The following is a 14583-nucleotide window of genomic DNA, read 5'->3' as shown; positions in this document are numbered from 1 at the left end:
GGGCCTGTTCGGCGCTTGTCGTGCACCTCAGTCCGCATGGGCGAGACGGTGGCCGAGCTCGTCCGCTCCCGCGACCAGCAGGGGCGCGAGTTCGTGCATCCGCTCCACGGTGAGCCGGAAGGCCGGCCCCGACGCGCTGAGGGCGGCGACGACCTCGCCGCCGTCCGAACGCACGGGGACGGACAGGGCGTTGAGACCCTCCTCGTATTCCTCCAGCGTGATGGCATAGCCCTGCTCACGGGCTTCGGACAGGTCCGCCTCCAGTTTCTTCCTGGAGGTCACCGTGCGCGGTGTCAGACGGGGGAGGCCGGCCTCGGCGAGGAGCGCGTCGCGTTCCTCGCGGGCGAGGTGGGCCAGGAGGATCTTGCCGCTCGACGTGCAGTGCAGCGGCGTCAGCCGTCCCACCCAGTTCTGCGCGGCGATGGCCGCCGAGCCGCGCACCTGGTAGAGGTTGATCGCGTGGTGAGCCTCGAGCACGGCGATGTTCATCGTCTCGCCCACGTCGTCGACGAGGCGCTCACAGATCCCGCGCCCGTACCTGGTGACGGCGATACGGCCCGTCACGGCGCCGGCCAGGCGCACGACACCGAAGCCGAGACGGTACTTTCCCCGGTCGCTCTCCTGCTCGACCATCCCATGTGCTTCCAGCGCGCCGAGCAGACGGAAAGCGGTGGACTTGTGGACGTCGATCGCCGCGGCCACCTCACTCACGCCCGCCTCGCCGTGCTGGGCGAGGATCTCCAGCACGGCGACAGCACGGTCAACGGATTGCACTCCGCCACTGGGAGCGCCTGAGGTCTCAGCGCCGTGGTTGCTCATGGCGAAACCCTAGGTGAATTGAGCAACAGGTGTGAGGGGGTGGGAATGAATTTCCTCAGGAGATTCCTCAGTGGCTTCCTCAGGGGATTCCTCAACGGAAGACGACCGTACGGTTGCCGTTGACCATGACGCGGCTCTGACTGTGCCATTCCACCGCCCGCGCCAGGACCTGCGCCTCGACGTCGCGCCCCAGGGCGACCATGCTGTCGGGCCCCTGCGAGTGGTTCACGCGGATGACGTCCTGCTCGATGATGGGGCCCTCGTCGAGGTCCGGGGTGACGTAGTGCGCCGTCGCCCCGACGAGCTTGACGCCGCGGTCGTACGCCTGGACATAAGGGCGGGCGCCCTTGAAGCTCGGCAGGAACGAGTGGTGGATGTTGATCGCCCGGCCCTCGAGCTGCTTGCACAGGTCGTTCGACAGGATCTGCATGTAGCGGGCGAGGACCACCAGATCGATGTCCAGCTCGCCGACGAGCTCCAGCAGCCGCGCCTCCGCCTCGGGCTTCGTCTCACGGGTGACGGGCACGTGGTGGAAGGGGATCCCGTAGCTCTCGGCGAGCGGCTCGAAGTCCCGGTGGTTGGAGACGATCGCCGGCACCTCGATGTTCAGCGCGCCCGCGCGCCAGCGGAAGAGCAGGTCGTTCAGGCAGTGCCCGAACTTCGACACCATGATCAGCGTGCGCGTCGGCGTCGACGCCTCGTACAGCTGCCAGGAGATGCGGTACGCCTCCGCCACCTGCGCGAAACCGGACTTCAGGTCCTCCAGCGTCGTGCCGGGCTCCGACACGTCGAAGTGCACCCGCATGAAGAAGCGGTCCCGCAGCCGGTCGTCGAACTGCTGGCTCTCCTGGATGTTCCCGGAGTGCCGGACCAGGAAGCCGGTGACGGCGTGGACGAGGCCCGAGCGGTCGGGGCACGACAAAGTGAGGACGAACTCGCGGCCGGTGGTGGGTCGAAGAGACACGGAGCCCTCCCAGAGGGAAGTGCGTATTACGCAACGAGCTGACTGATACGCAACATGGTCCTGGCTGCGACGGTCCGCGGTCAAGGGCTTGACACCGCTTCGGTCGGACTGCACCGTGAGTTGCGTAGCAAGAAGCACGTTGCACATGAGGCAACCACTCGCCTGCCCCGAGGCGCTTCCCTCCGAGGTGAACCATGACGACCACCGGCCTGCCGGAGAGCCTGATCGCGACCCTCCCCGGTGACCACTACACGGACCCGGAGATCTTCCGCCTGGAGCAGGAACACATATTTGAGTCCATGTGGTTCTGCGCGGCACGCGCGTCGGAACTGTCGAAGCCGGGCGCCTTCCGGACCGTGGACGTCGGGCGGGAGAGCATCCTGCTGACCCGGTCGCGGGACGGCTCCGTCCGGGCCTTCTTCAACGTGTGCCGGCACCGGGGCGCGAGGCTGTGCACACAGGAGTCCGGCGAGGTGAAGCGGGCCTTCCAGTGCCCGTACCACGCCTGGACGTACGGCCTCGACGGCAAGCTGGTCGCGGCCCCCAACCTGACCAGGATGCCGGACGTCGGCCGCACCGAGTACGGCCTGGCGAGCGTGGCGGTACGCGAGTGGCTCGGCTATGTGTGGGTGTGCCTGGCCGAGAACCCGCCCTCGTTCGAGCAGTCGGTGATCGCGGACGTGGTCGCGCGCCTGGGCGACGTGGAATCCATCGAGCGGTACGACGTCGAGAGCCTGGAGGTCGGCCGGCGGATCGTCTACGACGTCAAGGCCAACTGGAAGCTCATCATCGAGAACTTCATGGAGTGCTACCACTGCGCGACGATCCACCCCGAACTGACGGAGGTCCTCCCGGAGTTCGCCGACGGCTACGCGGCGCAGTTCTACGTGGGGCACGGCGCCGAGTTCGGCTCGGACGTCCAGGGCTTCACCGTGGACGGCTCGCAGGGCCTGGACCGCATCCCCACGGTCTCCGAGGAACAGGACCGCCGGTACTACGCGATCACGGTGCGCCCGCAGGTGTTCATCAACCTGGTCCCCGACCACGTGATCTTCCACCGGATGTTCCCGGTGTCGGTCGACCGCACGATCGTGGAGTGCGACTGGCTGTACCTGAAGGGCGTGGTGGACAGCGGCCGGGACGTGAGCCGGTCGGTCGAGCTGTTCGACCGCGTCAACCGGCAGGACTTCGACGCCTGTGAGCGCTGCCAGCCCGCGATGAGCTCCCGGCTCTACGCCAAGGGCGGCGTCCTGGTCCCCAGCGAGCACCACATCGGCGAGTTCCACGACTGGGTCCGGGTCGCACTGTCGGAGTAACCCGGCCCGGGGCAACTCCTGACGCCGGCTCGGTCGCTGTCAGGGGGCCGTGCCGAGATCCACGGCCAGATCCTCGGTCTCCGTCCAGAAGCCGTCGTCGGCGTCCTGGAGCCGGCCGGCGGCGTGTTTCATATGGCGGCGTGCGGCGGCGCGTGCCGCCTCGGGGTCGCCTGCTTCGATGGCGGCGAGGATGGCGTGGTGCTCGTCCCGGACCGCTTCGATGAAGTCGTTCCGGCGTGCCTCGTTCGCGCGTGTGACGCGGATACCGCTGCGCGACACGTCGCCCAGGTACCGCACCGTCGAGACCATCACGGCGTTGCCGGTCGACTCGGCGATGGACCGGTGGAAGGCCAGGTCCTCGTCCACGCCGTCGCCGCCGGCCGCGACCGCCGAGTCGATCGTGTCCAGTGCCTCGCGCATCCGCGCGAGGTCCTGCGGGGTGGCCCGGGTGGCGGCGAGGCTGGCCGCCTCGCCCTCCATGGCCCGGCGCACCTCGACGATCTGCAGCACCTTCGCCTTGGTGTCGGCGGCGTCGAGGTCGAGCGGGCGGGTGCGCCGCGGCAGGACGAAGACGCCGATGCCCTGCCGGGGTTCGATCAGGCCCGCGTTGCGGAGCCTGGACAGGGCCTCGCGCACCACGGTGCGGCTGACGCCCAGCTGCTTGACCAGCTCCACCTCGGTCGGCAGCCGGTCGCCCTCGGCGAGCCGCCCCGACTCGATCTCCTCGGAGAGCGTCGCGGCGACCTGGTCGGCGAGCCGGACGGGACCGGGCACCTTGGAAAACATGGTTTTCAGTCTATAGACCCCCGCTCGGTCGCTCCGCCGTGAGCGGCCCGTCGACCAGGACCGCGTCACGGTGATCGGCGACGTAGTCCCGCACCACCGCCGCGAAGTCCGGATCGGGCCCGAGCCCGAGTGCCGCGGCCCGCGTGTGGTCGAAGACGGAAGGCCAAGAACCCACGATGGCCTCGACATCGCGGTCGGGTGCGATCGTCACCAGGTCGGCGACGGCGTCGCCGGCCAGGTGCCGCAGCGTGGCCAGCATCTCGGCGACCGAGACCGTGAGCCCCGGAAGGTTGACCGGCAGGCCGCCCTGCAAGCGGCCCCTCCCGGTACCGCGCTCGGCCTCCGCGATGCGGAGGATCCCCTCGACCGTGCGCCGGGGCGACGCCAGGGCCACCCGCAGATCGGGACGCACGGGGCAGACCGCGGGCAGGCCCGCGAGCGGCTCGCGGATGATGCCGGACAGGAAGCCGGAGGCGGCCGCGTTCGGCTTGCCGGGCCGCACCGACACGGTCATCAGACGGGCCACGCGCCCGTCGAGGAAGCCCCGGCGGGTGTAGTCCGCGACGAGCTGCTCGCACACGAGTTTCTGGATGCCGTAGCTGGAGCGGGGCGTGGGCAGCGTCGACTCGCTGACCACCGGCGGGAGCGGCAGCGCCGGGTCGGAGCCGTAGACCGCCACACTGCTGGCGAACACCAGGAGCGGTGCGGGCCCGCCGGCCGACGACTGCGCCCGGGCGGCTTCGAGGAGCGCGCGGGTGGTGTCCAGGTTGGCGCTCATGCCCAGGTCGAAGTCGGCCTCGCACTCCGCCGAGACGGCGGCGGCGAGGTGGATCAGCACGTCCACCGGCTCCGCGAACACGGCGTCGAGGCACTCGGCCAGGTCACCCCGCACCGTCTCCACGAGCGGGTCGGCCGTCTCCGGGGCACCGGGCGGCACGATCCGGTCGGCGAGCACCAGCCGGTCGATCGGTGCGCCGCGGAAGGTCCGCGTTCTGAGCAGGGCGCCGGTGACCTGTCGTCCAAGGAAGCCGAAGCCGCCCGTGATGACGATCCTCATGCGGTGTCTCCTCGGTAGTCGTTCGGGCGGTAGTCGCTCAGCCAGCCGAGGCCTTCGCTCGTGCCGGCGAGGGGGACGTATTCGCAGCCGATCCACCCGTCGAAACCCAGGTCGTCGACGACGCGGAACAGGTGGCTCACATCGAGTTCGCCCCGGTCGGGCTCATGACGGTCGGGCACGCCCGCGATCTGCAGATGACCGACCCGGCCGGTCGGCAGGTCGCGGCGCAGGGTGGTGGTGAGGTCGCCCTCGACGATCTGGCAGTGGTAGAGGTCGAGCTGCACTTTGAGGTTCGGGGCCCCCACCTCCCGCACGACCGCGTGCGCCTCGGCCTGCCGGGACAGGAAGTAGCCCGGCATGTCGCGACCGTTGATCGGCTCGATCAGGATGTCGACGCCCTGCGGGGCGGCGCGCTCGGCGGCCCACGCGAGGTTGGCCAGGTAGGTGGCGCGATGCCCGGCCCGTTCCTCCGGCGTGGCGTCGGGCGGTACCAGCCCGGCCATCACGTGCAGCCGCGGGCAGTCCAGTGCGGCGGCGTACTCCAGGGCCCGGGCGATCCCGGAGCGCAGCTCCGCCTCACGGCCGGGCAGCGCCGCGATCCCGCGTTCTCCGGACTCCCAGGCTCCGGGCGGGGCGTTGAACAGCACCTGCGTGAGGCCGTGCTCGTCGAGCCGGCGGCGCAGCTCCTCGGCGTCGTAGGCGTAGGGGAAGAGGTATTCGACGGCGGTGAAGCCGTCGGCCGAGGCCGCGGCGAAGCGGTCGGGGAAATCGTGCTCGGTGTACATCAGGGACAGGTTCGCTGCGAACCTCGGCATGCTGGCTCCTGTGTGTGGGGGGACCGGGAGGCCCGGTCAGCGGTTGACGACGTGCTTGTCGGTGGTGAGCACCGCGGCGGCACCGACGACGAGGCTGAGCGCCAGGACGTACATCGGAACCGACGTCGAGCCGGTGGCGTCCTTCAGCGCGCCGATCATGTAGGGACTGACGAAGCCGGCGAGGTTGCCGACCGAGTTGATCGCGGCGAGGCCGACCGCGGCGGCGGTGCCGCCGAGGAACGCGGTGGGCAGCGACCAGAACAGCGGCGCGCAGGTCAGTACGCCCGCCGCGGCGATGGACAGCGCGACCAGGGACAGCGCGGTCGACCCGGCCCAGCCCGCCGCCAGTGAGAAGCCGACCGCGCCCATGAGACTGGGCACCACCAGATGCCAGCGGCGCTCACGGCGCTTGTCCGCCGAACGCCCGAGCAGGTTCATCGTGACGAGCGCGGCCAGGAACGGCACCGCGCTGAGCAGGCCGATCGCGAGGTTGCCCTCGATCCCGGTGGTCTCGATGAACGTGGGCATCCAGAAGGTCAGCGCGTACTGGCCCATCACGAAGCAGAAGTAGATGAGGCACATCAGCCACACCTTGGGCTCGCGGAAGGCGTCCCAGACCCGGCCGTGCACGGTCTGGTGCGCGGCGTCCTCGGCGATCGCCCGCTCGACGACGGCCTTCTCCTCGTCGGTGAGCCACTTCGCGGCGCGCACGCTGTTGTCGAGGTAGAACAGCGTGGCCACCCCGATGAGGAGGGCGGGGATCGCCTCCAGCAGGAACATCCACTGCCAGCCCTGCCAGCCGTTCACGCCCTGGAACCGGTCCATGATCCAGCCGGAGAGCGGGTTGCCGAAGATGCCGGCCACCGGGATGGCGGACATGAACAGCGCGATCACCCGGGCACGGCGGTGGGAGGGGAACCAGTAGGTGCAGTACAGGATCACCCCCGGATAGAACCCCGCCTCCGCGGCTCCGAGCAGGAACCTGAGGACGTAGAACATCGCCTCGTTGTGGACGAACATGAACGCCCCCGAGACCAGACCCCAGCTGATCATGATCCGGGCGATCCAGGTGCGGGCGCCGACGCGCTGGAGCATCAGGTTGGACGGCACCTCGAAGAGGAAGTAGCCGATGAAGAACAGTCCGGCACCGAGGCCGTACGCCGCTTCGCTGAAGCCGAGGTCACCGGCCATCTGGAGCTTGGCGAAGCCGACGTTGACCCGGTCCAGGTAGGAGACGATGTAGCACAGGACGAGGAAGGGGACGATACGCCGCACGACCTTGCGGAAGACGGCGTTCTCACGGGCGACGTCGGCGGATGCCGACGCCGTTATGGGCATGGACATGGGTGATCCCTCGTGCGGCTCAGGGGGAATTCTCTGACGGGTGGGGAGCGGGTCACCACGCGGCGTCGAACGCGGACCTCAGTTCGTCGATCGCGTGGGACGGGAGCGGCTCGGGGCGACGGTCGGTCAGGAGCCAGAGACGTGCCGTCTCCTCGAGTTCTTCGAGGACGGCGAGGGCGGTGGCCGCGTCGGGTCCCCAGACGACGGGGCCCAGCCTGTCGAGCAGCACGGCCCGCAGGGATGTACGGCTCGCCGCGTGTGCGGCGATCCGGGCGGTCACCAGGTCGGCCACGCGCGGGTCGCCGGGCCGGTGGTAGGGGATGAGCGGGACGTGCCCGACCTTCATCACGTAGTACGGCGTGAGGGGCGGAAGGACGTCGTCGTCGCTCCACACGCCGGCCAGGGTGAGCGCGACCAGGTGCGTGGAGTGGGTGTGGATGACGAACCGGGCCGTGGGGTCGGCGGAGCAGACGCGCCGGTGCAGGGTCAGGGTCTTGCTGGCGCGATCACCGGCGATCTGCTCGCCGCGGGGGTCCACCAGGGCGAGGCGGCCGGGTTCCAGGAACCCGAGGGCGGCGTCGGTGGGGGTGATCAGGTGGTGGTCGCCGGCCTTGGCGCTGATGTTGCCGGCGCTGGCGTGGACGTAGCCCCGGGTGAAGAGAGTGGTGCCCACGCGGACGATCTCGTCGCGCGCCTCGTCGAGGGTCCCGTCCACGGCCTTGTCCACGACGTTGTCCATCGTCCTGTTCACGGCCTCGTCCACGGCCTTGTCGACCGCCGCGTCGTGGCCTGTCCCGGCGGTGGTGTCCGGCTGCTCGGTCATGCGGCCTCCTCGTCCAGCAGGGCGAAGGAGGAGGTGAAGAAGTCGGGGCCGCCGAAGTTGCCGGACTTGAGCGTGATGTGGAGCGTGTCCCCGTCGGACAGGGTGGCCGCGCACCACGGGACACCGGGGTCGATCTGCGGTCCGATCCTGAGCCCGGTGACACCGAGCGCCCGCACGACCGCTCCCGAGGTCTCACCGCCCGCGACGACGAGCCGGCGGACGCCCCGTTCCACCAGCCCTTGCGCGACACGGGCCAGCGTCCGCTCCACGAGCTCACCGGCCGCGGCGGCACCGAGCCGGCCCTGGACGGAGCGGACCGCGTCGGCCGGCTCGGTGGAGTAGACCAGCACCGGCCCGTCGTCCAGATGGGACTCTGCGAAGGCCAGGGCCTGCCCGGCCACGTCCTCACCGGCCGCCACGCGCAGCGGATCCACGCTGAACGCGGGCCGGCCGCCGCGCAGGTACCGGAGGACCTGGCCGTTGGTGGCGGCGGAGACCGATCCCGAGACGATGGCCCGGTGGCCGCCGGAGGGCGGCAGCTGCGCTGCGGCGGGGGACGGCTCGAACCCCCAGTTCGCCGGCAGCCCGATCGCCAGACCCGAACCGGCGGTGACCAGCGGAAGCCCCCGGACCGCCGCACCCAGGCGCAGGAGGTCGTCGTTGGAGACGGCGTCGGCGACGGCGATCCCGAAGCCGTCCTCGCGCAGGGCGTCGATACGGGCCCGGATCGCCTCGGCGCCGCCGGCGACGACCGTGTGGTCGATCAGGCCGACTGCCCGCCGGGTCTGCGCGCCGAGGACGGAGACCAGGTTGGAGTCGGTCATCGGGGTGAGCGGATGGTGGCGCATGCCGCTGTCGCCGAGCAGCACGTCACCGACGAAGAGATGGCCCTTGAAGACCGTGCGTCCGTTGTCGGGGAAGGCGGGCGTCGCGATCGTGAAGTCGGTGCCCAGCGCGTCCATCAGCGCCTCGGTGACCGGGCCGATATTGCCGGCCGGTGTCGAGTCGAAGGTGGAGCAGTACTTGAAGTACACCTGCTCGGCGCCGGCGGACCGCAACCAGGCGAGCGCCCGGAGCGAGGCGTCCACGGCGTCGGCGGCCGGAACGGTACGCGACTTGAGGGCGATGACCACGGCATCGGCGTCCACCGCCCGCCCGGCGCCGGCCGGCGGCACGTCGATCAGCTGGACGACGCGCATGCCCGCGCGCACCAGGTTGTTGGCCAGATCGGTGGCGCCGGTGAAGTCGTCGGCGATGCATCCGAGGCGGATTCCCATGTCACGCCTCCACCGGCTCGGGCAGGTCGATCCCCGGGAAGACCTTGATCACCGCGCTGTCGTCCTCAGCACCCAGCCCGGACGCCGACGCCTGGAGGAACATCTGGTGGGCGGTGGCGGCCAGGGGGAGCGGGAACCGCTCCGGGCGGGCGGAGTCCAGTACGAGCCCCAGGTCCTTGACGAAGATGTCGACGGCGGACAGGGGTGTGTAATCCCCGGCGAGCACATGGGCCATGCGGTTCTCGAACATCCAGGAGTTGCCGGCGCTGTGCGTGACGACCTCGTACAGCGCCTCGGCGGGAACGCCGGACCTGATGCCGAGGGCCATCGCCTCGGCCGCGGCGGCGATGTGCACGCCCGCGAGGAGCTGGTTCACGATCTTGACCTTCGAGCCAAGTCCGGCGCGGTCGCCCAGGCGGTAGACGGTGCTGCTCATGGCCTCCAGTACCGGGTCGGCGAGGGCGTACGCGGCGGCGGAGCCCGACGTCATCATCGTGAGCTCGCCGGCCGCCGCACGCGCGGCGCCACCGGAGACGGGAGCGTCCAGATAGAGCACACCCGACTCGGCCAGGCGGCCTTCGAGCCGCGCGGACCAGCCCGGGTCGACCGTGGAACACATGACGAACACGGAGCCCGGGCGGAGCCGGCCGGCCGCGCCGTCGGCGCCGAACAGCACGGACTCGACCTGCTCCGCGTTGACCACCACGCCGACCAGGACGTCCACCTCGGCTGCCAGCTGCCCGCAGGAGGCGAACGCGGTGCCGCCGTCGCGGGCGAAGGCCGCGGACACCCCCGGCCGCAGGTCGTGGACCCCCACGTCGTAGCCCGCGTTCCGCAGACTGCGGGCCATCCCGAGGCCCATGGCTCCCAGTCCCACCACGCCCACACGCACTCGTGCGGGCTTGCTCTCGTCGTCCATGCCCATCCTCGTCCTGCCGTGTCGTCCAGAAGGGTCGGCCTGATTCCCGGAGGAGATCAGGTCATATGATGACCTGAGGACGATGATTTGCCTGCTGTGATGTCGGTCACATATGCGGAGGAGCCGGCCGGGGTGCCGGTCAGCGGTACGGAGACCGGCGCACGGTCAGGACGGCGACGTCGTCGTGCTGGTTGACGTCACCGGCGAAGGCGCGGGCGTCCTCGTACAGGGCCCGGGGCAGTTCGGTGGGGGAGAGGGCGAGGTGTTCCGTCAGCCGTTCGTCGACCGGGTAGAACGTGCCGTCGGTGGCGCGGGTCTCGGTGAGGCCGTCGGTGGTCAGCAGCAGTGTGGAACCGGCCGGGAAGTCGAACCAGCCCACGGTCGTCGGTTCGCAGGCCAGCTCGGCGAGACCGAGCGGCACACCGGACTCCAGCGGCGGCGCCGTGACCACGCCGTCGTGCATCAGGCGGGGCGGGATGTGCCCGCAGTTGACGACCTGCGCCTCGGCGTGGGCGTCGACCGAGACGACGAGCGCGGTGACGAACCGCTCGTCGTCGCCGTTCTGTTCGGCGTAGGAGTTGTGCCGGACGACCGAGGCGTCCAGCGTGTCGACGAGCGCGGTGAGCGTGGGTTCCCGGTGGGCCGCCTCGCGGAAGGCGCCGATCACGGCGAACGCGGCCCCCACGGCGGCCAGCCCCTTGCCCTGCACGTCACCGATCAGCACCCGGGTCCCGAAGGGCGAGGCGACGACCTCGTAGATGTCGCCGCCGACGAGCCGGTCCTCCTGGACGGGCTCGTAGACGCCGTTGACCAGGACGTCGTCGGTGACCAGGGGCAGCGGGTGCAGGATGTGCCGCTGCATGGCGGCGGCGGTGGAGCGCAGGCGGAGCATCTCGTGCTCGCGCCTGATGCGGCGCTGGCAGGCGTAGACGGAGGTCACTCCCAAGGCGAGGGTCAGCAGGACCAGCAGGGCGCGGTCGAGCGACCGGCCCACGTCACTGCCGCGCAGCAGCACGGTGAGGGTGACGATGACCGTGGTCCAGGCGGCGACGAACCTCGTCTGCGCGGCGGTGCACAGCGCCGACGCCGTACCCGGGAGGAAGACCAGGAGACCGAGGAGCCACACCGCGGACCCGGACAGGGCGCCCAGGATCTCCACCAGGGCCGTCACCGAGACCACGCCGGCGGCCAGCTCCAGGTTGCCCGGGGGCTCGATCGCTTCGAGGGCGTCCGACGGCCTTCTCCGGCGGGTGTCGATCATGGGAACTCCCGGGCAGCTCGTGATCTCTCCCGTACGTTAAGCAGGCCCGGCGCTCGCGGGCGGGCGCCCCGCCGCGCCCTTGTCCGCCCGGGTGGCGCTCCCCTACTGGTTGTCCGGGTCGTCCAGGTCGCCTCGGTCGCCCTGGTCGAGCAGCAGACGGACGAAGTCGTTGAGCGGTCCGATGATGTCGAGGTCCTGGTCCAGGACCCACTGCAACTGGAGGCCGTTGAGCACGGCGTGGAAGAGAGCCGCGGCGCTCTGGGGGCTGACCCCCTCGCGCAACCGGCCGCGGGCCGCCTTGTCGAGGAATCCCTCGGCGAACTGTGTGCGCCCGCGTTCGTAACGCTCGACGAAGTAGGCGTGGGCCGGGTGATCCGTGCGGGAGGCCGCCGCGGCGAGCTCGATCCACAGGCGCATCAGCTCGGGCGCCTTCTGGTGGTGGCGGATGAGTTCGTCGAGGTAGGGCGCGAGCTGGTCGACGCTGTCGACCTGCGCCGCGCCGTGCTGCCACTCCTCGGAGTCCCGCTCGGCGAGCACTTCGGCGAGGATCTCGTCCTTGTTGCGGAAGTGATGGAGGAGTCCGGCGTGGGTGATGCCGGCCCGCTCCGCGATGTCCCGCAGGGAGGCCTTGGCGTAGCCGTTCTCGGCGAAACTGTCGCGGGCCGCCCGTACGATCTCCGCTCGGCGGGCCGGTGTCTTGGCGTACGGCCCGCGCGCTGTTGCCTGACCCACGGTGCGCTCACTCTCCCCAACGAAGCCGGTCCGGACAGGTCGTGCGCAGCGATTGACCGCTGAAAACCTACCACCGGTCACGGCGTCCTCTTCCTACGGCGAGTGGCACGGAAGGTGCCCGCCGTGGCGGTCTCGGTGGTGCCGTCGGGGAAGACGACACGGGCGGTGGTGGCCGGTGGCACGTCGACGGTGAGGGTCGGTTCGTCGCCGGCCGTGCGCCACTCGACGGCCGTCGAGGATCGGGGCGACCGCTTCGGCGTACGCCCGGAACCGCTCGACGGCTCGGTCGCCGAGCCAGCCGCCGTCCTGCGCGAACCAGAGAGTGCTGGTGAAGTGGTGCAGGGTCACGACCGGGGCCAGACCCAGCTCGAAGGCCGTGTCGATCATCCGCCGGTAGTGGGCCAGTTCGGCGCGCGAGATCATTCCGGGGACCGGCTCGATCCGTGCCCACTCGATGCCGAAGCGGTAGGCGTCGAGCCCGGCCTCGGCGAGCAGAGTCATGTCCTCGCGGTACCGGTGGTAGCTGTCGCAGGCGTCACCGCTGCGCTCCATGCCCGGCATGCGCCCCTCGCTCGTCCAGAAGTCGCTGTTGAGGTTGTTGCCCTCGATCTGGTGCGGGGCGGTGGAGGCTCCCCAGAGGAATCCCGGAGCGCGTTCAGTCATCGTCGACTGCCTTCCTGAGTGTCGGTCGGCTGGAGAGTGAGTGGCCCACTTCGCGAGTGGCCAATGTCTGCCACGTGGTTTGTTTTCGCGGGAAGGGTGCGGTGTGAAGCGGCGATGATCTTGCGGTCACGCGGAGATTGCGCGAGATGGGGCGAAAACGTAGCTTGAACGCCTGTTCTTCGAGCTGCGTGTTTGAGAGGTGTCCCGGTGGGGCGACGCGAGAAGCCGGTCGACCCCGACGCCGGTCCCGTACAGCGGCTTGCGCACGATCTGCGGGTGCTCCGGGAGAAGGCCGGGAAGCCCCCGTACCGGGAGATCGCCCAGCGGGCCGGGTACTCGATCACCGCGGTGTCCCAGGCGGCGGCCGGCGAGCAGCTGCCGTCCCTGGCGGTGGTACGCGCCTACGCCGAGGCGCTGGACGGCGATCCGGACGAGTGGGAACGGCGCTGGCGGGAGACGGACGCCGAGGTCCGGGGGCCCGCGCCGGACGAGAGGCCGCCGTACCGGGGGCTGGCCCGCTTCGAGCCGGACGACAGCGACCTGTTCTTCGGGCGGGAGGCGCTCGTCACCGACCTGGTGGAGCTGGTGCGCGAGCACCGGTTCGCGGCGGTGTTCGGGGCGTCCGGCAGCGGCAAGTCGTCGTTGCTGCGGGCGGGACTGATTCCGCGGTTGCGGCAGGCGGCGGGGGCGGAGCGGCCGGCGGTGATCCGGGTGCTCACACCGGGGGAGCGGCCCGCGCGCACGCACGAGCAGGCGCTCGTCGCGCGCGACGGCGACGCGGAGACCTGGGTGATCGTCGACCAGTTCGAGGAACTGTTCACCCTCTGCCACGACCGCGCGGAACGCGACCGGTTCCTCGCTCTGCTGCTGGCGGCCCAGCGGCCGGAGAGCCGGTTGCGCGTGGTGGTCGCGGTCCGCGGCGACTTCTACGGTCACTGCGCCGACCACCGTGAACTGGCCGAGGCCGTCTGCCGGGCGAACCTGCTGGTCGGGCCGCTGGACCGGGACGAACTGCGCGAGGTCATCACCGGGCCGGCCGCCTGTGCCGGCCTGACCGTGGAACGCGCTCTCACCGCCCGGATCGTCGACGAAGTCGTCGACCAGCCGGGCGCGCTGCCCATGCTCTCGCACGCCCTGCTGGAGACCTGGCGGCGCCGTCGCGGCCGGATGCTGACCGTGGCGGCGTACGAGGAGGCGGGCGGCGTACGGGGTGCGATCGCCGCCACCGCCGAGGAGGTGTACGGCGGACTGTCGGCGGCGCAGGGGCGGGTCGCCCGGCGGATTCTGCTGCGGCTGATCGCGCCGGGCGACGGCACGGCCGACACTCGCCGTCCGGCATCCCGGACCGAGCTCGGCAGCGGCTCGCGGGACGTGCTGGAGCGCCTCGCCGGCGCCCGGCTGGTCACCCTGGACGGCGACACGGTGGAGCTCGCGCACGAGGCGCTGATCACCGGGTGGCCGCGGCTGGCCGGCTGGATCGAGGAGGGCCGTGACCGCCTGCGCGCACAACGCCGGCTCGGCGAGGCGGCGCGCGGCTGGGAGGAACTGGAACGCGACCCGGGCGCGCTGTACCGGGGGACGCGGCTGTCCCGGGCGGAGGAACTGTTCGCCCGGCAGCGGGACGTCGACGTCACGGGACTGGTTCGGCTGGCCAAGTCGAACGGCTACCACCCCCGGCCCACTGAGCCGGACGACGACCATGCCCGGCCGGACGAGCGCGACGACGACCACGTCCGGCCGGCCGAGCGCGACGACGACCATGCCCGGCCGGCCGAGCGCGACGACGACCACGTCCGGCCGGCCGAGC

At 70.9% G+C, this 14583-nt stretch carries 13 protein-coding genes and 2 pseudogenes; 2 read left to right on the top strand and 13 right to left on the bottom strand.

The annotated features are described in order from the left end of the window. Nucleotides 1-27: 27 nt before the first annotated feature. Both ABZ192_RS30390 and purU read right to left on the bottom strand, forming a co-directional pair. The gene (locus ABZ192_RS30390) at nucleotides 28-819 is read right to left on the bottom strand and encodes an IclR family transcriptional regulator (protein WP_356927680.1); all 792 of its coding nucleotides are present in this window, start codon (nucleotides 817-819) and stop codon (nucleotides 28-30) included. A gap of 91 nt (nucleotides 820-910) precedes the next feature. Further along, complete coding sequence (purU, locus tag ABZ192_RS30385) at nucleotides 911-1783, bottom strand: formyltetrahydrofolate deformylase (RefSeq protein ID WP_356927679.1); 873 nt, start codon at nucleotides 1781-1783, stop codon at nucleotides 911-913. 194 nt (nucleotides 1784-1977) lie between these two features. Between purU and ABZ192_RS30380 the strand changes: the two genes are divergently transcribed. Next, the gene (locus ABZ192_RS30380) at nucleotides 1978-3099 is read left to right on the top strand and encodes an aromatic ring-hydroxylating dioxygenase subunit alpha (protein ID WP_356927678.1); all 1122 of its coding nucleotides are present in this window, start codon (nucleotides 1978-1980) and stop codon (nucleotides 3097-3099) included. Between the two features lie 39 nt (nucleotides 3100-3138). Here the strand turns inward: ABZ192_RS30380 and ABZ192_RS30375 are convergent, their stop codons facing one another. The 11 genes and pseudogenes from ABZ192_RS30375 to ABZ192_RS30325 all read right to left on the bottom strand — a co-directional run. Further along, nucleotides 3139-3885, bottom strand: a complete 747-nt coding sequence (locus ABZ192_RS30375) for a FadR/GntR family transcriptional regulator (RefSeq protein ID WP_356927677.1) — start codon at nucleotides 3883-3885, stop codon at nucleotides 3139-3141. Between the two features lie 10 nt (nucleotides 3886-3895). Beyond that, a complete protein-coding gene (gene denD / locus ABZ192_RS30370; RefSeq protein ID WP_356927676.1) occupies nucleotides 3896-4942 on the bottom strand; it encodes a D-erythronate dehydrogenase in 1047 nt (348 codons plus the stop codon). Then, nucleotides 4939-5757 carry a 2-oxo-tetronate isomerase gene (gene otnI / locus ABZ192_RS30365; protein WP_356927675.1) on the bottom strand — a complete coding sequence of 273 codons (819 nt, stop codon included), beginning with the start codon at nucleotides 5755-5757 and terminating at the stop codon, nucleotides 4939-4941. Before otnI ends, denD begins: the two co-directional genes overlap by 4 nt. 36 nt (nucleotides 5758-5793) lie before the next feature. Continuing rightward, nucleotides 5794-7101: an MFS transporter gene (locus tag ABZ192_RS30360; RefSeq protein WP_356927674.1), complete on the bottom strand. Its 1308-nt coding sequence runs from the start codon at nucleotides 7099-7101 to the stop codon at nucleotides 5794-5796. 52 nt (nucleotides 7102-7153) lie between these two features. Beyond that, nucleotides 7154-7924, bottom strand: coding sequence for an aldolase (locus ABZ192_RS30355; protein WP_356927673.1), 771 nt, complete (start codon nucleotides 7922-7924; stop codon nucleotides 7154-7156). Next, entirely contained in the window at nucleotides 7921-9201 is a 1281-nt protein-coding gene (otnK, locus tag ABZ192_RS30350; protein WP_356927672.1) for a 3-oxo-tetronate kinase, read from the bottom strand. The genes ABZ192_RS30355 and otnK overlap by 4 nt, the downstream gene beginning before the upstream one ends. 1 nt (nucleotide 9202) lies before the next feature. Then, a complete protein-coding gene (gene ltnD / locus ABZ192_RS30345; RefSeq protein ID WP_356927671.1) occupies nucleotides 9203-10120 on the bottom strand; it encodes an L-threonate dehydrogenase in 918 nt (305 codons plus the stop codon). A 139-nt stretch (nucleotides 10121-10259) separates the two neighbouring features. Beyond that, nucleotides 10260-11381, bottom strand: a complete 1122-nt coding sequence (locus tag ABZ192_RS30340) for a PP2C family protein-serine/threonine phosphatase (protein WP_356927670.1) — start codon at nucleotides 11379-11381, stop codon at nucleotides 10260-10262. A gap of 102 nt (nucleotides 11382-11483) precedes the next feature. Further along, nucleotides 11484-12113 (bottom strand): TetR/AcrR family transcriptional regulator, encoded by a 630-nt coding sequence (locus tag ABZ192_RS30335; protein WP_356927669.1) that lies wholly within the window; start codon nucleotides 12111-12113, stop codon nucleotides 11484-11486. A 77-nt stretch (nucleotides 12114-12190) separates the two neighbouring features. After that, a pseudogene (locus tag ABZ192_RS30330) lies at nucleotides 12191-12307 on the bottom strand (hypothetical protein); the annotation flags it as partial. A 24-nt stretch (nucleotides 12308-12331) separates the two neighbouring features. Continuing rightward, nucleotides 12332-12776, bottom strand: a pseudogene (locus ABZ192_RS30325) (family 1 glycosylhydrolase); the annotation flags it as partial. A 207-nt stretch (nucleotides 12777-12983) separates the two neighbouring features. Between ABZ192_RS30325 and ABZ192_RS30320 the strand changes: the two are divergent. Next, nucleotides 12984-14583, top strand: a 1600-nt coding sequence (locus tag ABZ192_RS30320; protein ID WP_356927668.1) for a helix-turn-helix transcriptional regulator, incomplete at its 3' end; no start/stop codon positions are given.

The organism is Streptomyces sp. NPDC006235 (assembly GCF_040613735.1).
In the GTDB taxonomy this organism is placed as follows: Bacteria; Actinomycetota; Actinomycetes; order Streptomycetales; family Streptomycetaceae; genus Streptomyces.
The sequence above is the reverse complement of the archived record's forward strand: the minus strand, read 5'-3'. Positions and strand labels throughout refer to the sequence as shown.